The organism is Dyella sp. AD56, assembly GCF_002878475.1.
Taxonomy (GTDB): Bacteria; Pseudomonadota; Gammaproteobacteria; order Xanthomonadales; family Rhodanobacteraceae; genus Dyella.
The window spans coordinates 53,309-71,150 of sequence record NZ_NRDP01000035.1 but is presented as its reverse complement, the minus strand read 5'-3'; the positions used below and the strand labels follow the sequence as shown (position 1 = coordinate 71,150).

Genomic DNA, 17,842 nt, shown 5'->3' with positions numbered 1-17,842 from the left:
CACACGCCCGGCCACGCCGCTGCCACCCGCACACGACCAAGGCTTGCCACCGCCCGTACCGCTGGCCCAGTTCTCCGCCGTGTGGCTGCAACCGCTGTTCAACAACGACCGCAAACCCGTGATGCACGCCGCCTCCGGCGGCGCCAGCCTGGGCGACATGTCGCTCACCGGCATCATCCTCACCCCACCGCTGCACATGGCCCTGCTGCGCGACAAAAGCGGCGACCACAACGTGCGCGTGCGCGAAGGCGACAGCTTGCCCGACGGCAGCTGGCGCCTGGTCGAGCTCAAGCCGCGCGCCGCCGTGTTCGAATCCGGCAGCGGCCGCACCGAGCTGCAACTGCCCGCCGGTGCGCCCATCGACGTGCCCAAGCCCGACAGCAATACACCGCCCGCCGCGCCCGGTGCCGCGATAGTCACCCCCGCGCCCGTGCCGCAGAACGGCCCCATGCTCAACACCACCAACACGCCCAACCCCGCCTTGCAGTCCCCCAACGGGGCCGACGCGCAAGCCGACCGCATTCGCCAGTTGCGCGACGCCATCCAGAAGCGCCGTGCCCAACAGCAAGCCGCGACACCCGAGGGAGCCCACTAATCCATGTCCATCCAGCGCACCTCGCGGTTCACCCGCATCAGCACCCTCACCCTGGCCCTGTGGCTGGCCGGCTGCCAGAGCTTGCCGCCGACCCACGACGACGGCGCGCTGCAGCGCGAGGCGCTGGCCGGCACTGAAAAGCCGGTGCCCGCGCCGTTGAACACCCGCAACACCCCGGCCGATCAGACCACCTCGCCCAAGCCCCAAGTCACCGAAGGCACCGGTCAGTTCGTGCGCGCCACCGGCCTGGCGCAACCGCGTAAAGCCGCCAGCGGCGACGGTGCGGTGACCTTCAACTTCGAGAACCAACCCGTACAGGCGGTGGTGAAAGCCATCCTCGGCGACCTGCTCAAGCAGAACTACACCATCGTGCCGGGCGTGCAGGGCAACGTCTCCTTCTCCACCGCCGAACCGGTGGACAGCAGCCAAGCCATTCCCATCCTGGAAACCCTGCTGTCGTGGACCAACAACGCCCTGGTCATGCGCGAGGGCCAATACGTGGTGATGCCGGCCAAGGACGCCGTGGCCGGCAACCTGGTGCCCAGCCTCAACGCCGTAGCGCCGCAAGGCGGCCTGCAGGCGCGGCTGTACTCCTTGCGCTACATCTCCGCCACCGAGATGCAAAAACTGCTCAAGCCCTTCGCCCGCACCGATTCCGTGCTGCTGGCCGACCCCTCGCGCAACGTGATCGTGCTCTCGGGCACGCCCTCCGAACTGGACAACTACCAGCGCACCATCCACACCTTCGATGTGGACTGGCTGCGCGGCATGTCCGTGGGCGTGTTCAGCCTGCAACACGCCAACGTCGGCGAACTCGGCCCGCAGCTTGACCAAATGTTCGGGCCCAAGAGCGACACCCCGCTGGCCGGCATGGTGCGTTTCCTGCCGATCGAACGCACCAACGCCATCGTGGTGATCAGCAACCAGCCGCAGTACCTGCAGGAAGTCGGCGACTGGATCACCAAGATCGATCGCGGCGGCGGCAACGAACCGGAACTGTTCGTGTACGACGTGCTCAACATCAAGGCCTCCGATCTGGCGCAGTACCTGGGCCAGATCTACACCAACGGCAACGGTGGCGGCGGCAACGCAGGCAAGGTCGGGCCGGGGCTCAACGGGTCTACGCTGGGCGCCAGCGACAATGCCAACGGCAACGCCAGCGGCATGGGCAGCACCGCCGGCAGCTTCGGCAGCTCGCCCTCGGTGAATGGCGTGGGTGGCGGTTTTGGTGGCGCGGGTGGCTTGGGTAGCGACAGCACAGGCGGCACCACGGGTGGCACGAGTGGCTTCGGCAGCACGGGCACGAGTGGTGGCGTGGGCAGCAGCGGCACGAGTGGTGGCGCGGCGGGATCGCTTGGCGGCAACAACGGCAATGGCAATGCCAGCCAACAGTACGTGTCCGGGGATGGTTCCATCCGTATCAGCTCGGTGGATTCGAACAACCAGCTAATGGTGCGCGCGCGGCCTTCACAGTGGACGGAAATACGACAAGCGATTCAGCGCCTGGACAACGTGCCGCTGCAGGTGCAGATCGAAATGCGAATTCTTGAGATCGACCTGACTGGCGACCTACAGTTTGGTGTGCAGTGGTATCTGCAAGGGCTCGCGAACAGCAAGCCGAATGCCAACGGCATCGCAACGAGCATTTATCCCGGAGCACATCGCCAGATCGCTCTCGGTGATGGCGGCAACCAATACGGTGGCGAGCCATTCTTCTATTCGTTCCTGAGCAGCAACGGCAAATTCCAGGTCGCCATTCGTGCACTGGAAACCAACGGCAACACCAAGACGCTGTCGGCACCGTCGCTGGTCGTGCTCAACAACCAAGTGGCACATATCCAGGTCGGTGATCAGATCCCGATCAACCAAACGTCGATCGTGACGGGGCTCAGCACGGCGGGCACGACGGCCAGTAGCGTCAGCTACATCCCGACGGGTGTGATTCTGGATGTGCAGCCGCGCGTGAATCCGGGCGGCCTGGTTTATCTCAACGTGCAGCAGCAGGTAAGCAACACCAGCGGTGCGGCCAATTCGCAAGGCAACTTCACCATCCAGCAGCGCGCGGTGGGCACGCAGATCGCGGTGCAGAGCGGACAGACCGTATTGCTTGGCGGCCTGATCCAACAGAACGAATCAATCACTGATGCGGGTATTCCCGGACTCAATCGCATTCCGGTGTTGGGCCGTCTTTTCGGCACGACGGAACACAAGCGGGATCGCACCGAGCTGATCGTGCTGATCACGCCGCGTGTCGTCACCAGTAGCGAGGATGCCAAGCAGGTGACCGACGAATATCAGCGCAAGTTCGAGTCGCTGGCACCGTTGCGGGCGACGAACTCTGGATAGGCGTACACGGGGGAGCCACAGGGCTCAGGCCGCCGCCATTCGTATTGCGTTGCTCTAGATGAGAACCAGGTCCCATTTTTTGCGTTGGTGAAGATATCGGCAAAGGCTCAATGGAAGATCTGGCGCTCCGCCGCGCGGAGCGTGATAGGGCGTGTGGCACCCATCGCACGTAGGCATCTTGGCGTGGCGAGTTGAACGCGTGAAAGCAGGTTAAATCATTGATATGTAAATGAACGGGTCGGACCGCCGAGCTCTATGTAGGTGGGGCACGGGGCTGCCATCCACCGTCATGCAAAAAATCCATCGTTTTACGGGACTTTCCTCAGCATTGTCTGCGTAAGGGAGCGCTCGCGTGCATGGTAGGATGCGAGTCTTTCCGTCATGGCCCGGATGGCGAAACTGGTAGACGCAAGGGACTTAAAATCCCTCAGCCGAAAGGCTATGCGGGTTCGACCCCCGCTCCGGGCACCATCCGACCGAGGCAATCGAGGGATGTCTGATGAGTGGCAGCAGATTTATCGGACCTTTTGATAATCGCGTCGCCGCAGAGTTGCCACAGGGTTTTGTCGTTGGTTACTGCAAGGGCGACTGCAGGATCGAGCAAGGTACCTTCGTTGATGGCGTCCTTCGCCGCACTGGCGAACAGGAATGGTCCGATAGCCATGGGCACGTGGTGACAGTTATTGTTGAGGACTTCGATCTCAATGCGCAGGGACTACGAAATTGGTCCACGGGTGTCGAGTAGTCCTGTCAGTAGCGCGGTGGTGGAACCTGTAAGGTAAGGCCCAGGGCCATCGTAGGCGGGTTTTGTTGCCATATTTTTTAGGCGCCTCAAGTGCTTGCATTGAGCCATAGGGCGGCCTATGTTCGCCGAATACACCCAAGGAGGGCGACTGGTGATCAAGGTAGTGCTGATTGACGATCACGAGCTGGTGCGCACGGGATTCAGGATGATCCTGCAGCAACAGCCGGATATTCAAATCTGCGGTGAAGCGGGTACTGCCGAAGAGGGTCTGAGGTTGATCCGCGCCAAGGCGCCGGACATCGCCCTGGTAGACGTGCATATGCCCGGTATGAGCGGTATCGAGCTTACCGAACGTGTTTCCCGTTCCAAGCTTGCGACTCACATCATCATTGTGACTGTCGTGGACGATGCACGCTTTCCAAAGCGACTGCTCGATGCAGGCGCACTTGGTTATCTGACCAAGGGCTGCACATCGGAAGAGCTTCTTGATGCGGTACGCCAAATAGCTTCCGGGCGTCGTTACCTGGCGCCCGCGGTGGCCCAGCAGCTTGCTCTGGCGACGCTGGATGGCGAAGGGTCGCCCTTCGACGCGCTTTCCAGCCGTGAGCTCGAGGTGGCCATGATGCTGGTGCGTGGTAAGGCGCTGACGACGATTGGTGAGCAGCTCAACCTGAGCCCCAAGACTGTCTCTACCTACAAGCAGCGATTGATGGAAAAACTGCAGGTGGATCACATCATCAGCCTGGCTCACTTGATGACCATTCACGGTCTATTGGATACGCACAACAATCAGGTAGGCAACAACTTACCGGGTATGTGATCGGTAAGTTGGCAAAAAAAAGCCGGACGATTGTCCGGCTTTTTTTATGTGCAGTGGGTCGTCGTCAGCTGTGTGACGACGCGTCCTTCTTCACGTCCTGTGCGCTTTCTTCGTTGATCGGCGCGACCGGTGCAGACTCGGCAGTGGACTGTTGCTCCAGACCCGCATGAGCCAAGAGGTCTCCTTGTGCCGGCTGCGCAACCGCTGCTGGGATGTTTTCTACAGGCGGCTCGACATGCACGGACACACTTTGCTGTGCCTCCGCTGTCTCGGTCGACTGTGAAACGATCAGCGTCTCGGCAACGGGTTCGATCTTGGGCGACACATCGAGGTGCACCAGGGACTCGACGGCGGTGCTCGCCTCTGTGACGTGAGTGACTTCTTCCATTGCGACGGCAGCGACAGCTTCCGGAGCATGGATGGTGCTGGCAGAGACATCGGTCGTCGTATGTGCTGTGACGTCAGCAACCGGTTCGACGGCTACAGCCTGGTGGTCTTTGTGCGCAAGGACCTCGCCAAAGGGCTCGGCCGCGATCGGAGCGTCGAGCTGCACGTGTTCCGACGCCGCGTCTGTGATGGCGGTAGGTGACGGAATTGGCGGAAGTGCAGGCAGATTGAAGGATGCTGGCGCGACCGCACTCAGTACGTGCTCGGGTGCCTGCGTGGGTGCGCTCGGCACTGCAGCGGCAACCACCTTTTCAGAGGTCGCGGACGCGGCGTCGGCGGGCGCTGCCACTCCGTTCTGTTCTGGCGTTGCCGTGTGTGCAATCGCTGTTGCGGCAACTGTGGCTACGACAGCCGTGGCCACCGAGGCGGCGTGCGACGACGGCGCAGTCGCTTCGCTGCGGTCCTCATCGTCCAGATCGTCGAGATGCTGGTCAGCGGACTCCTCGGTCTGTGCGTCGGCCTGTGAGCCGTCCTCATGACGACGACGACGACGGCCACCACGACGACCGCGGCGGCGACGCGACTGGCTGCCCTCAGCTTCCGGTGTGCCAGCTGCGGGGTCCATGATGCCGCTGGTTGCGACTTCGGTGGTGGCCTCGGCGGTGGCAGCGATCTCCTTGATCACCTCCGGTGCCGGCACATGCTCTGGTCGCTCGGCCGGGGCAGTGCTTGCCACGGACGCAGCGGCCATGGCGATTACTGTGTCCGGAGCGGGAGTGCTGGACTGGGCTTGCTGCGGCTGGCGCGGCTGGCGCTGTTGCTGCTCCTGGCGCTGCTGCTTGCGCTCATTTTGTGCCTGTTGCTGACCCTCGCCCTTGGGCTGCTGCTGGCGCTGTTCCTGCTTGGGCTGCTGTTGGGCCTGCTGCGGCTGGCGCTGTTGCTGCTGGCGATTGCCCTTTGCTTGCTGCTGGCCCTTCGGCTGGCCTTGCTGCGGCTGTTCGCGGCGCTGCTGTTGCTGCTGGCGATTACCTTGCTGCTGACCACTCTGGCCCGAACGGGCACGCTCGTCGCGGCGCTGATTGCCGCGGTTTGCTTGAGCGGGCTCGGACTTCGCTGTTGGAGCGGGCGAGGCAGGGGCAGCCGGGCTGCGGAACCAGCCAAGCAAACGGGAGAGCACGCCGCCGCGGGGGGCTGGGGCTGCAGCAGACTGACGCGCGGCTACCGGCTGCGGCGCTGGAGCGGCTGCGGTTTCTTCGCGGACGGGAGCTGGAGTGGCGGGTACGATTCCGCTGACAACCGGCTGCTCGCTGCTGCCCAGAGTCTGACCCATCTTCGGAACCGCGGATGCTTCGACGGCAGTGAGGCGTTCGTAGCTGGGCTTGCTGTGCTCGCCCATGTCGGCTTCACGGATGCGCTGGATCTCGATGTGCGGGGTTTCGAGCTTATCGTCCGCGACGATGACCACGTGCACCTTGTTGCGCAGCTCGATCTCGACCACGCTGGCGCGCTTCTCGTTGAGCATGAAGTTGGCCACGCTCGGCGGGGCCTGCACCAGCACCTGGCCGGTGTTGTCCTTCATGGCGTGCTCTTCAATCAGGCGCAGGGTCGAGAGAGCCAGTGACTCCACACCGCGGACATGGCCATGGCCTTCGCAACGCGGGCAGACGATCTGAGTAGCTTCGCCCAGGCTGGGGCGCAGGCGCTGGCGTGACATCTCCAGCAGGCCGAAACGGCTGATGCGGCCGATCTGTACGCGGGCACGGTCCAGCTTCAGCGCTTCCTTGAGGCGTTCTTCCACTTCGCGCTGGTGCTTGGGGCTGTCCATGTCGATGAAGTCGATCACGATCAGGCCGCCGGCATCGCGGATGCGCAACTGGCGGGCGATTTCCGCCGCCGCTTCCAGGTTGGTGTTGAACGCGGTTTCTTCGATGTCGCTGCCCTTGGTGGCCTTCGACGAGTTGATGTCGATGGCGGTGAGGGCTTCGGTCTGGTCGACGACGATCGAACCGCCGGAGGGCAGGCGGACCTGGCGATCGAACACGCTCTCGATCTGGGTTTCGATCTGGTAACGCGAGAACAGTGGGGTGTCGTCGCGGTACATCTTGAGCTTGCGCAGGGCGTTGGGCATCACCTGCTGCATGAATTCGCGCGCGTCGTTGTACAGCGACTCCTCATCGATGAGGATCTCGCCGATGTCGCTGCGCAGGTAGTCACGCAAGGCGCGGATGAACAGCTTCGATTCCTGATAGATCAGGAACGGGGCTTTCTGCGCCTGTGCGGCGCCAGAGATGGCCTTCCAGAGCTGCAGGAGGTAGTCCAGATCCCACTGGAGTTCTTCGGCGTCGCGGCCAAGGCCGGCGGTGCGCACGATAAGACCCACCTCGTCAGGGACGTTGAGATGCTCCAGTGCTTCTTTCAGTGCCTGCCGGTCTTCACCCTCGATGCGACGCGAAACGCCACCCGCTTTCGGGTTGTTCGGCATCAGCACCATGTAGCGGCCGGCGAGGCTGATGAAGGTGGTCAGCGCGGCGCCCTTGTTGCCACGCTCTTCCTTCTCGACCTGAACGACTACTTCGTGACCTTCCTTAATGAGGTCGCGGATGTTGGCCTTGTTCGGGTCCAGGCCCGGCGTGAAGTACTCGCGGGCGATTTCCTTCAGCGGGAGGAAGCCGTGGCGTTCGGCGCCGTAGTCGACGAAGCAGGCTTCAAGGGAGGGCTCCACGCGAGTGATGCGGCCCTTGTAGATATTGGCCTTTTTCTGTTCGCGGGAGGGGATTTCGATGTCTAGATCGTAAAGGTTCTGGCCATCGACGATGGCCACGCGCAACTCTTCACGCTGAGTTGCGTTGATCAACATACGTTTCATTGTAATTTTTCCTCAGCTTGCCGCGCGTCGCGTGCCCCGGTGGCGCCAGTCGCTTCGGCGGCCTGCCGGGGATCGCGCCGCTGCGGTTAAGCGGCAAATGACGGCATCGTTCTCGGTGCCGGGATGATTCTTGGCAATGCGCCGATCGCTCTCCGGAGCCCTTCGGGAACCGGACAAACGACAACCCAAACCGTTACGATGTAAGGGAGCAGCGACCGGCTGCCATAAAGGCGACCGGCGCTATCCTCGCCGACGTCACGGGATGGGCATCCCGACTCCATCCGAACTTCGGTAGGGCGGGATCAAACGCCGGCCGAGTATCCTATTTCGTCAGGTTTTTTTCAATGCAGACGGTAACTTCCCCCGACGTACCTCACGGTGTGCGTCAAGTCGAGATTGGCCCGGAACGGGACGGTCAGCGTATCGACAACGCGCTGATGACCCTGCTCAAAGGGGTACCGAAGAGCATGATTTACCGCATCCTGCGTACCGGGCAGGTGCGTGTGAACGGCAAGCGTGCGAAGCCGGAAACCCGTCTCGTGGCGGGTGACATGCTGCGAATTCCGCCCGTACGGACAGCCGAGAAGGTGGTCGGGAAGGGCCCGTCGGCCAGTATGGTCTCAGCCATTACTGAGTCGATCATTTTCGAGGACAAGCATTTCCTGGCCATCGACAAGCCGACCGGTATCGCCAGCCATGGCGGTAGTGGGGTGAGTCACGGAGCCATCGAGCTGCTTCGGGCAGCCCGCCCGAATGAACACCTGGAGTTGGTCCATCGTCTGGACCGCGATACCAGTGGTGTGTTGGTGTTCGCCAAGACCCGCGCCGGGTTGACCGGTCTGCAGGCGGCCATCCGTGACGGCTCAGTCACCAAGCAATACCTCTGCCTGATGGACGGACACCCGGGCAAGGCCAAGTTCAGCGTCAACGCGCCGCTGCTCAAGTCGGTGCTCCAGGGCGGTGAGCGCATGGTCCGGGTGTCTGACAACGGCAAGCCCTCACTCACTTTCTTCCAGGAAATGGAGCAATACCCCGGCGCACGCCTGATGCAGGCCACATTGGGAACCGGCCGTACGCATCAGATCCGTGTCCATGCCGCCCATATTGGCCACCCGCTCGCGGGCGACCCCAAGTACGGCAATAAAGAAATGAACAAGGCGTTCAAGGAGTTGGGACTGAACCGCCTGTTCTTGCACGCATCACACATGAGTTTCGAGCTGGATGGACGCTCTTACAGCTTTTCCGCGCCGCTGCCCGACGATTTGAAGGAGTTCCTCGACAACTTCGCCGCAAAAAGCAGAAAGGTCAGGCGCTTGTGGGAACAGCTACAGGAAAAAGCGCGCGCTGACCTCGAGTGAGCGCAACAGGTGGCCGGTCAGGCCACTTTCCACCAGCAGCGCGCTGGCGGCATGGGCGAGGGCAATGGGGAACAACCGCGGTGAGCGCATGAAGCTCCATGCCCACCACAGTTCGGCCAAGGCGCACAGCTGCATGAGTGAACCGTTGGGAGTGTGAAGCAGGCCGAACAGGCTGGCGGTGACGAGGATGACGGTGGTCCGGGGAAGTCCGGTGCGTTCCAGTCGTCCCATGACGAGAGCAAGCACGGCCCACTGCTGCACCAGCGCCCATCCGATGTAGGCCAGAATGTGCCGGCCGTCCAAATGGATCAGGCGATGACCGTCGGCCCATGTCAGCGCGGCTGCGACGGGTAACGGAACAAGCGGGTAGAGCCAGTCGGACCAGCGTCGCCCCACCAGCCCCAATCGACTGGCCGACGTCGCCATTCGCTCTGACCGCCATAGATGAGCGCACCGAGAAAGGCAGCGATGCTCGGAAGGGATGGTTCTGGTCCCCAGTGCAGCCCAGCGATTAGCCAAAACGGGCCTGTGGCAATAGCCGCGATTTCCGTCCATGGGCGGATCACGCCCGGGCGTTGCCGCATCGCCAGCCAGATCAGCCACCCCAGATAGAGACAGCACACGCCTGCATCGAGCCAGGTGGGCATGTGGGAGGACGCTTCCGCGGACAAGGGCTGGCCGAAGGGGAGGATGATCGCCGCGGGCCAGTACTGCCGGATGCGATCTCGCAGCAACAGCATGGCTTCAGCCGACGCATTTTCTGGCAGGCGCACTATCGGGGTTTGGTAGCGGGCGAGGGCGTCTGGTTGGGGCATCCACGCGTCGGCGGCTTCCGCTCCTGACAGGTGGATGTCGGCGATCTGTCGATCGATGACAGCAGGAAGCGAAGTTGATTCGGTTGAGGCCAAGGCGGCCGAGTGAACGGTCAGCATGGCACCGGCAGGCAGCGTCACCCTCAGCCGCAACATATAGGCGACCACGCCAGGGGGCCGGCAAGTGCGCCCGTCAGTGGACCGCCACGCCAGGTCGCGCAGGTCGATGGCGAGTTGCGTCTTGTCCCTCGACACCGTTGCTGCGTGATGGGCTGAGCACGGCTCTGCCGATTCCAGCGGCTGGTAGATCAGATCTACCACCCCGCCGTGATCGCTTTGCATGGCGAGGCGCAGCAAGGGCCAATGGGCCAAATCGACCGGACTCGCCAGCGGCAGGCCCATTTCGAACGGCGTACCGTCGCGGCTGACGATTGTCAGCCCGTTGGTTGTTGCAGTGAGGTCCGCCGATCCGAACACACGGCCGGCCACCAGGTCGGAAGGCTGGTGCAGCGTCCATTGCCAGAGTGGCGCGCCGCTTCGGAGCAGGGACACCTTGCTGCTCGCCTCATGGAGCAACTGGCCACGTGTGATCCAGCCGGACAGTGCCGCCAGGCACCAGAGCATGACGGCAACCGCCGCGAGGAAACCTGCGGCGGGCAGCAGGCGGGGCGTAGTGCGCGGCGCGCTCAACGTTCGAGCAAGGCGTCCACGCGTGCGGCGCAGATGATGTCGTTCATCGACAGGCCGCCAACGTCGTGCGTCGACCACAGGATCTGGCAATGGCCATAGCCGGCTTCCAGGTCGGGGTGGTGGTCCTCTTGATTGGCCATGAAGCCAACCGCATTAATGAAACCGAGCGTGCGGTGGAAGTCGGGAAACTTGAAGTCCTTGACGATGGCCTTGCCGTCGTTGGTGACCTTCCAGCCCGGCAACACGTCGAGCAGTTCCTTGAGCTTGGCGGCGTCGAGCGCGTGTTCCTTGCCCTTGCGCGGCGTGCAGTGCTGGCTGGCGAGTTGGCTGAGGTTCATGGCGAAACGTCCGTAGCAAGTGAAAGGTGCGAAGCGTCGAAGCTTGGCGAGGAAAAGTCAAAGCCAGGCAGTCGAGGCAAAATAGGACTAAAATGGTGCTGTATTGCCGGCCATGCCGGAGTTTCAGCGAGAGTAGACATGATCGATATTTCAGAACGCGCGCAGAAGCACTTCCTACGTCTGCTCTCCCAGCAGGGCGTTGAGGGGCTGAGCATCCGGCTGCGCGTGACCTCTCCCGGCACGGCTGCCGCAAATTGCGAGCTGGAGTTTGCCGAGCCGGACGAGCTGAGCGGGCAGGAGTGGACCGTTGTTTGCGACGGTTTTGACTTCAATGTCGATGGCGACAGCGCGCCGTGGCTGGAAGGGGCCAGCATTGATTTCGAGCCGAATGCCACCGGCGGCCAGCTCAATATCCGCGCGCCGCGCATCAAGGGTGAGATCCCCGGCGAGGGGGCTGGCCTGATCGAGCGTGTGCGTTACGTGCTGGAGGCCGAGGTGAATCCGAAGATCGCCTCGCACGGCGGTCGCGTGAGCCTGCTCGAAGTGGATGCCGATGGCGTGGTCATCCTGCAGTTCGGTGGCGGTTGTCACGGTTGCGGCATGGTCGACGTCACGCTCAAGCATGGCGTGGAAAAGACCCTGCGTGAGCGGGTGCCAGAAATCACCGCAGTGCGCGATGCCACTGACCACAGCGGCGGCAGCAACCCGTATTACAGCAAGAAGGAAGGACAGTCCGCACTGGGTTGATCCCTCATCGTTTGGACGTCCAAAAGAAAAGGCCCGCATGTCGCGGGCCTTTTTGTTTCTTCCGGTGACGCTTACTTGTCGCCCTGGATGTGACCTTGCAAGGTGTCGAGCTTGGTCGGCAGGCTGGAGAAGTACGCAGCGACGTCCTGGATATCCTGGTCAGACAGCTGTGCGACGAAACCCTTCATGATGGCGTTGTCGCGTTGGCCGCTCTTGTACTCATTGAGCGCTTGCTGGATGTACATGTTGTACTGGCCAGCCAGACGCGGGTACTGCGGATCGATCCCGTTGCCATCGGTGCCGTGGCAGGCGAAACAGGTGGCGGCCTTCTGTTTGCCGTTCTCGATGCTGCCCGATGCCAGTAGCTGGGTGGAAGCGAACGCCAGGACGGCGCCGAATGAAAGCAGGGTCAGTGCACGTTTCATGCGGGTCGGGTCCTTGGCTTACTTGGCGAGGCTGGAGAGATAGGCGGCGATGTCTTGAATGTCCTGGTCGGACAGACTCTGCGCCTGGGCCATCATCGTTGGATGCTTGCGCTCACCTGCCTTGTACTCGTGCAGCGCGCTGACAATGTACTGCTCGTTCTGGCCGACGATGCGCGGCACGGGGTAATTCGGATAAGCGTTGGCGTAACCCGGTACTCCATGGCAGCCATTGCACGTGTAGATCAATTTGCGTCCGGCAGCTTTATCCCCCTCGGCATGCACGCTGGCAGTGGCGAAGAGAGCTGCGGCCACGGTCAGGCCAAGCATTTGCACTCGAGTCATCAGGATCGTCCCCACGATTCCGGCTGGTACATGGTGAATGTCACGGCAGTATAGTCGGAGCATTCACGAACGGACAACATGCCGCAACTCACTGATTTCCATCAGTGCAAAGTGTTTGCGAGGTTGAGCGGGCGTGTACGGGGAGCGCTAACGCGCGATAACGAACGCAGGGGAAGGGCATGGAAAAAACGCTTGGGAAAGCCGGAAATCGACGTCTTCTGAAGGCAGCGCTGTGCGCGGTACTCATCTTTGGCGGTGCGTGGCACGCCGGTTCCGCAGAGGCGTCGCCCCCTGCGGCAGATTACCGCATCGTCGGCTATGTGACGGACGCCAGCCCGTTGCCTCACGTGAGCGCTGACAAGCTTGACGTGATCAATTACGCGTTTGCTAAGCTCGATCCCACGGGCGAGGTGCTGTTTCCCAGCCCGGTAGCCAGTCAGACGCTTGCGACCCTCACTGGGCTGCGCAAGCTCAATGCGGGCCTGAAGATCATCGTGTCAATTGGTGGCTGGGGTGCAGACCATTTCTCGGATGTCGCGCTCACGAAGGGCACGCGTCAACGCATGGCTGACAGCGTAGCGGCGTTTGTCGAAAAGTATGACGTGGATGGCGTGGATCTTGACTGGGAATATCCGACCTTGCCGGGTCCCGGCATCAGCCATCGTCCCGAGGACAAGCGTAACTTCAGCCTATTGCTCGAGACATTGCGTGCGCGCCTCGACAAGGTGGGCGCCGCCCATGGTGGTCGCCATTATTTGTTGACCATCGCCGCTGCGGATAGCGAGTTTGTCGCGGGTATCGAGCTGGAGCGCGTCTCGCATTCGCTCGACTGGTTCAACCTGATGACTTATGACTTCCACAATGGTTTGACGCCAACCACGGGGCATCACGCCGGGCTGCATCTGTCTGATGTCGCACCCGCCGATGACCGCGCTGGCGACAAGGCAGTAGCGCAGTTCCTTGCGGCGGGCGTGCCGGCGAAGAAGCTCAATCTGGGCGTAGCGTTCTACGGGCGCGAGTTCACTGGAGTGGATTCTGCGCATGATGGCTTGCAGCAGAAGTACGCCAAGTTCGTGGATGCACCGGCCTGGCACGACCTAGTGAGCAATTTCATCGACAAGAACGGCTTCGTGCGGCACTGGGATGCGAAAGCCCAGGCACCCTACCTGTGGAATGCGCAGACGCGCACGTTCATCAGCTACGAGGATCCCGAGTCGCTGCGCGCCAAGGCGGCCTTCATCAAGGCAAAGGGCCTGGGGGGCGCGATGTACTGGGAGCAGAGTTTGGACCGCAACGAAGAGTTGCTGGACGTGCTGGATCAGTCGTTGCGGTCGCGCTGATTTGTGCCGTCATTCCTGCGAGGGCAGGAATGACGGCCTGAAAGTTCGGTACGGTGCGGTCGATGGTAGGAGCCAGAAGCGAACACACCTCAGAACAAACTCTTGAAGATATGAATTCCGGCGGTGTACTCGCCGATGATCGTGCCCAAGCACACGAGAAAGAAGTTGAGCAGCGTGCGGGCGACGCGATTGCGCCACCAACCGCGCCAGTCGCCGATGTCGTCACGCAATGCTTCGAAGTCGGCCACTCGCGGACGACGTACCCAGGCTTCCACCATGGCGCTGATACCGCCTGACGGAATGCCTGGGCGGAACGGCTTGATGGGGCCGGCAATGAATGCAGCGATGATGCTCAATGGATGCGCGCCGGCGATGATGGCGCCGATGGCTGAGAAACCGCCCGTGTAGAGAACCCAGTCGCGCAGCGCCGCCGTACCCAGTGCCGCGTTGCGATGGAAGGCGAAGCCGATGGCGACGAACACTGCCAGTACCAAGCCAATCGCGACCCACTTGGGCCAGCGTGCTTTGGGCGGTGCGGCGGCCAACGTGGCGGCTTCCGCCGTAGGATCACCTTGCTGCGTGCGCAACTGCTCACACAGGCCTTTGAGGTGTCCTGCGCCGATCACTACGAGCACACGGCGGCCTTCGCCGAAGCCCGCCTGGCTGGCCTGCTCGCGTAAGCGAGCCGCCATGTAGGCGTCACGTTCGGCAATCAGCGCGCGATAGAGCGGGGCTGAGTTGGTGGCGAACTCGCTGAAAGCGCTTTCCAGCATGTCGCCTTGCTTGAGCTTCTCGATCTCGGACTCTTCGATGTCCTGGCGTTCGAACACGCTGGCGATCAAGCCGCCCATGAGGCCGAAGCGTTGCCAAAACCCTACGCTGTGCCACGCGCGGCGCAATGTGGTGCCCACCTCGCGATCCACCAGCCAAAGGGGAAGCCCGCGCTGATCGGCGCCGTCCATGCCGGCTTTCATCTCTGCTCCGGGCTCGATGCCGTACTGCTCGGCAAGCCGCTTCTGGAACGAAGACAGCACCAGACTGGCGGCTACCATGCCTGCCTTGCCCTGGCGGATCACCTGGAACAGATCCATCTGCTTGAACGCTTCCGGATCGCGCATGCCCTGCGCGCGGCTGTCGCACAGTTCCACCGCGATCGCGTCGAAGCTCTCATGCGCGAGCAGTGCTTCCACGGCTTCGACACTGGTGCGTGATACGTGGGCGGTGCCAAGCACCACGTACTCCACGCCGTCTCGCGTTACACGCTCAATGGGCTGGTCGTGCAACACCGGCGGCAGGGAATCGGCGATATCGGTCTGGCTCATGCGTGGTGTCGGTGTGGTTTAGGCTAAAGACGGCATGGGGATGGTGCTGGCGCGATCCAAGCCGCGCCGGTGCGGTTGTTCAGTCGCGGAAGCGCTTGAGCAGATCGCTGTAGGCGTCGATGCGACGATCGCGTAGGAACGGCCAGATGCGGCGCACATGCTCGCTGCGCGCCATGTCCACGTCCACGATCAGCAGTCCGCGCTGGTCCGTGCTGGCCTGAGCCAGGAATTCGCCCTGCGGCCCGGCGACGAAGCTAGTGCCCCAGAACTGGATGCCGTTGGTGACGCCGGCTTTGTCGGCTTCGAAGCCTGTGCGGTTGCAGGACAGCAGCGGCAGGCCGTTGGCCACAGCGTGACCGCGCTGCACGGTGACCCATGCCTCGCGCTGGCGATCCTTTTCACCCTGATCGTCCTGCGGATCCCAGCCGATGGCGGTGGGATAGAGCAGCAGGTCCGCGCCGGCCAGCGCCATCAGACGGGCGGCTTCCGGATACCACTGGTCCCAGCACACCAGCACGCCGAGGCGGCCCACCGAGGTGTCGATAGGGTCGAAACCCAGGTCGCCCGGTGTGAAGTAGAACTTCTCATAGAACGCCGGATCGTCCGGGATGTGCATCTTGCGGTACTTGCCGGCGATGGCGGCCGAGCGGTCGAACACCACGGCGGTGTTGTGATACAGCCCGGTGGCGCGCTTCTCGAACAGCGATGCGACCACAACCAGCTTCAGCTCCTCGGCCAGCTTGCCGATGTGCGCCGTACTGTGCCCCGGGATGGTCTCGGCCAGGTCGAACTCGTCGACCGACTCGCGCTGACAGAAGTATGGGCCGTTGTGTAGTTCTTGCAGCAGCACCAGCTCCACGCCCTTGGATGCGGCTTCCCGCAGGCCAGCCTCAATGGCGTCGAGATTGGCATCACGGCTACCACGGTCGGTTTCCTGTAACAGGGCGACTTTGAGGGGCTTGCGGGTCATCGGCGGGTCTCGGTAAGGGCTGCCGGGGGAGCAGGCTGCACAGTTTAACGGATACGACGAAGCGGGCCCCATGCGGGACCGGCTGGCGGTTCATGGTTGGAGCGGGCTGGACCGGTTTTCACCGGCCCAGCGCCTCAGACGATGCCGGCGGGTAACTGCATGGTGATGCAGTGCAGACTACCGTTCTGCCAGATCAGCGGACGGCACGGCACCTGTACCACTTCGCGGCCCGGATGAGCCTCGCCGATGATGCGGGCGGCCTCGTCGTCGGCCACGTCGCCGTAGGCGGGTACCAGCACGGCGTCGTTGACGATCAGGTAGTTCGCATAGGAGGCCGCGAGGCGGCGCCCCTCGTCGATGATTGGCTTGGCCCAGGGCAGGGGGTAGAGCGTGTAGGGCTTGCCATCCGGCGTGCGCAGCGCAGCGAGCTCCTCGCCCATGCGCTTGAGCTCGTCATGGTGCAGATCGCTGACGTCGTCGCAGGCCTGGTACACGATGCGATCACCCGGAGCGAAGCGCGCCAGCGTGTCGATGTGGGCGTCGGTGTCGTCGCCTTCGAGGTAACCGTAGTCGAGCCACAGCACGCGCTTGGCATGCAGGCTGTCGCTCAGGATCTCGGTCATGTGTGCGCGAGACTGCTCAGGATGGCGCTGGGTCAGGCAACGCCAGGTGGTCAGCACGGTACCCGCGCCGTCACTCTCAATGCCGCCGCCTTCAAGAGCCCAGTCGATGCGCTTGTGCAAGGCATTGCCGAACACGCCTTCCTGCACGAGTCCGGCGATCAGCGCGTCGTCCTGGTCGGCGCCGAACTTCCCACCCCAGCCGGTGAAGCGGAAGTCGGTGAGCTGGAAGCTGCCATTCTCGGCCTTCAACGTGATCGGGCCGGAGTCGCGCAGCCAGGTATCGTCGTACGGTTGCTCGACAAAGCGGACCTTGGAGAGGTCGACGCCTTCACCCGTAAGCAACGCTTGCACACGCAGGCGCAGCGTGTTGTCACCCACCACGATGATCAGCGACTGGAAGCGCGTAACGGCGGCGGCGAGTGCCACATAGGTGGTCTCTACGTCGGCCAGACGGTCGGCCCAGTCGGTGCCGGCATGCGGCCAGGCGATCAGCACGGCCGATTGCGGCTCCCATTCCGCCGGAAGGCGAAGGCTATGGTCAGTCATCGTGAACGGTTCTCTTGCGGGGCGGCAGCCCGATGGCCTCTGAGTGGGTCAGGGCATTTCGGGCAGGGACGATGGAGGGCGCAGAGTGTAAACGATGCTGCGTGACAGCACGGAAAAGACAACGCGGCCCGTGTTTCCACGAGCCGCGCTCAAACGATTGATCTGCCGGTCAGTTGGCGGAAGCGGGATTAGTGTTGTTGCCGGCCGGTGTGTTGAGCACGGCATGGATCACGTGACTCTTCTCGAAATACACGATGAAATTCGAGTAGTCCCAACGATTGATCACCGGGTGCTTGGCACTGTCTCCGCCACGTGGCGTGAGCTTGTGCTGCGGGGCGCCGTACTTCTTTTCGACCTCCGCCATGCTCATGCCGCGAGAGGGCAGGTCCATCGACTGTTCCTGCTGCACGCGGTTGACGAGCAGACTCTCCGCATGTGCGGCAGATGGCGCGCCAAAACCGGCGGTGGCCAGCAGGACAATGGACAGGCTAATGCTGGACTTGCTGAATCCGAACTTGTTCACGGTTCCCCTCTCCGCACAAGGCGTTGCGGCGTCGTTGTAGCAGAACT

At 62.7% G+C, this 17,842-nt stretch carries 17 protein-coding genes and 1 tRNA gene; 8 read left to right on the top strand and 10 right to left on the bottom strand.

Translation table 11 applies throughout. The annotated features are described in order from the left end of the window. From DyAD56_RS24025 to DyAD56_RS21740, 5 genes are all read left to right on the top strand, one after another. A partial coding sequence (locus tag DyAD56_RS24025) for a general secretion pathway protein GspN (protein ID WP_102304928.1) occupies positions 1-595 on the top strand: 595 nt, incomplete at its 5' end. A 3-nt stretch (positions 596-598) separates the two neighbouring features. Further along, positions 599-2,941, top strand: a complete 2,343-nt coding sequence (gspD, locus tag DyAD56_RS21755; protein ID WP_102304927.1) for a type II secretion system secretin GspD — start codon at positions 599-601, stop codon at positions 2,939-2,941. Positions 2,942-3,325: 384 nt separating this feature from the next. Then, positions 3,326-3,412: transfer RNA gene (locus tag DyAD56_RS21750), tRNA-Leu, on the top strand. A gap of 28 nt (positions 3,413-3,440) precedes the next feature. Then, the gene (locus tag DyAD56_RS23750) at positions 3,441-3,686 is read left to right on the top strand and encodes a hypothetical protein (RefSeq protein WP_146010596.1); all 246 of its coding nucleotides are present in this window, start codon (positions 3,441-3,443) and stop codon (positions 3,684-3,686) included. Between the two features lie 151 nt (positions 3,687-3,837). Next, the gene (locus DyAD56_RS21740) at positions 3,838-4,506 is read left to right on the top strand and encodes a response regulator (protein ID WP_102304934.1); all 669 of its coding nucleotides are present in this window, start codon (positions 3,838-3,840) and stop codon (positions 4,504-4,506) included. A gap of 64 nt (positions 4,507-4,570) precedes the next feature. Here DyAD56_RS21740 and rne read toward each other — a convergent pair whose 3' ends face one another. Further along, the gene (rne, locus tag DyAD56_RS21735; protein WP_102304925.1) at positions 4,571-7,759 is read right to left on the bottom strand and encodes a ribonuclease E; all 3,189 of its coding nucleotides are present in this window, start codon (positions 7,757-7,759) and stop codon (positions 4,571-4,573) included. 344 nt (positions 7,760-8,103) lie between these two features. On the opposite strand from rne, the gene DyAD56_RS21730 reads away from it, so the two are divergent. Beyond that, positions 8,104-9,117, top strand: coding sequence for an RluA family pseudouridine synthase (locus DyAD56_RS21730; protein ID WP_102304924.1), 1,014 nt, complete (start codon positions 8,104-8,106; stop codon positions 9,115-9,117). Here DyAD56_RS21730 and DyAD56_RS24460 read toward each other — a convergent pair. From DyAD56_RS24460 to DyAD56_RS21720, 3 genes are read right to left on the bottom strand one after another with little or no spacing between them, the layout of a single operon-like run. Beyond that, positions 9,085-9,543 (bottom strand): CPBP family glutamic-type intramembrane protease, encoded by a 459-nt coding sequence (locus tag DyAD56_RS24460; RefSeq protein ID WP_255409237.1) that lies wholly within the window; start codon positions 9,541-9,543, stop codon positions 9,085-9,087. The two genes, DyAD56_RS21730 and DyAD56_RS24460, sit on opposite strands and share 33 nt — an antisense overlap. After that, entirely contained in the window at positions 9,450-10,619 is a 1,170-nt protein-coding gene (locus tag DyAD56_RS24015) for a hypothetical protein (RefSeq protein ID WP_158241425.1), read from the bottom strand. Before DyAD56_RS24015 ends, DyAD56_RS24460 begins: the two co-directional genes overlap by 94 nt. Then, positions 10,616-10,957, bottom strand: a complete 342-nt coding sequence (locus tag DyAD56_RS21720) for a 4a-hydroxytetrahydrobiopterin dehydratase (RefSeq protein ID WP_102304922.1) — start codon at positions 10,955-10,957, stop codon at positions 10,616-10,618. The genes DyAD56_RS24015 and DyAD56_RS21720 overlap by 4 nt, the downstream gene beginning before the upstream one ends. A 138-nt stretch (positions 10,958-11,095) precedes the next feature. Here DyAD56_RS21720 and DyAD56_RS21715 point away from each other — a divergent pair, with 138 nt between their 5' ends. Further along, positions 11,096-11,704, top strand: a complete 609-nt coding sequence (locus DyAD56_RS21715) for an NfuA family Fe-S biogenesis protein (RefSeq protein WP_102304921.1) — start codon at positions 11,096-11,098, stop codon at positions 11,702-11,704. A gap of 71 nt (positions 11,705-11,775) precedes the next feature. Here DyAD56_RS21715 and DyAD56_RS21710 read toward each other — a convergent pair whose 3' ends face one another. Both DyAD56_RS21710 and DyAD56_RS21705 read right to left on the bottom strand, forming a co-directional pair. After that, complete coding sequence (locus tag DyAD56_RS21710) at positions 11,776-12,129, bottom strand: cytochrome c (RefSeq protein WP_102304920.1); 354 nt, start codon at positions 12,127-12,129, stop codon at positions 11,776-11,778. Positions 12,130-12,147: 18 nt separating this feature from the next. Beyond that, positions 12,148-12,471, bottom strand: a complete 324-nt coding sequence (locus DyAD56_RS21705) for a cytochrome c (RefSeq protein ID WP_102304919.1) — start codon at positions 12,469-12,471, stop codon at positions 12,148-12,150. Positions 12,472-12,650: 179 nt separating this feature from the next. On the opposite strand from DyAD56_RS21705, the gene DyAD56_RS21700 reads away from it, so the two are divergent. Continuing rightward, positions 12,651-13,811, top strand: a complete 1,161-nt coding sequence (locus DyAD56_RS21700) for a glycoside hydrolase family 18 protein (protein WP_102304918.1) — start codon at positions 12,651-12,653, stop codon at positions 13,809-13,811. Positions 13,812-13,900: 89 nt separating this feature from the next. On the opposite strand, the gene DyAD56_RS21695 is transcribed toward DyAD56_RS21700, so the two are convergent. The 4 genes from DyAD56_RS21695 to DyAD56_RS21680 form a co-directional block, all read right to left on the bottom strand. After that, a complete protein-coding gene (locus DyAD56_RS21695) occupies positions 13,901-15,133 on the bottom strand; it encodes a TraB/GumN family protein (protein WP_102304917.1) in 1,233 nt (410 codons plus the stop codon). Positions 15,134-15,212: 79 nt separating this feature from the next. Beyond that, complete coding sequence (locus DyAD56_RS21690) at positions 15,213-16,103, bottom strand: carbon-nitrogen hydrolase (RefSeq protein ID WP_102304916.1); 891 nt, start codon at positions 16,101-16,103, stop codon at positions 15,213-15,215. A 134-nt stretch (positions 16,104-16,237) separates the two neighbouring features. After that, positions 16,238-17,272, bottom strand: a complete 1,035-nt coding sequence (locus DyAD56_RS21685) for an agmatine deiminase family protein (RefSeq protein WP_102304915.1) — start codon at positions 17,270-17,272, stop codon at positions 16,238-16,240. Between the two features lie 169 nt (positions 17,273-17,441). Next, positions 17,442-17,759 (bottom strand): hypothetical protein, encoded by a 318-nt coding sequence (locus DyAD56_RS21680; RefSeq protein WP_233202806.1) that lies wholly within the window; start codon positions 17,757-17,759, stop codon positions 17,442-17,444. Positions 17,760-17,842 lie beyond the last annotated feature (83 nt).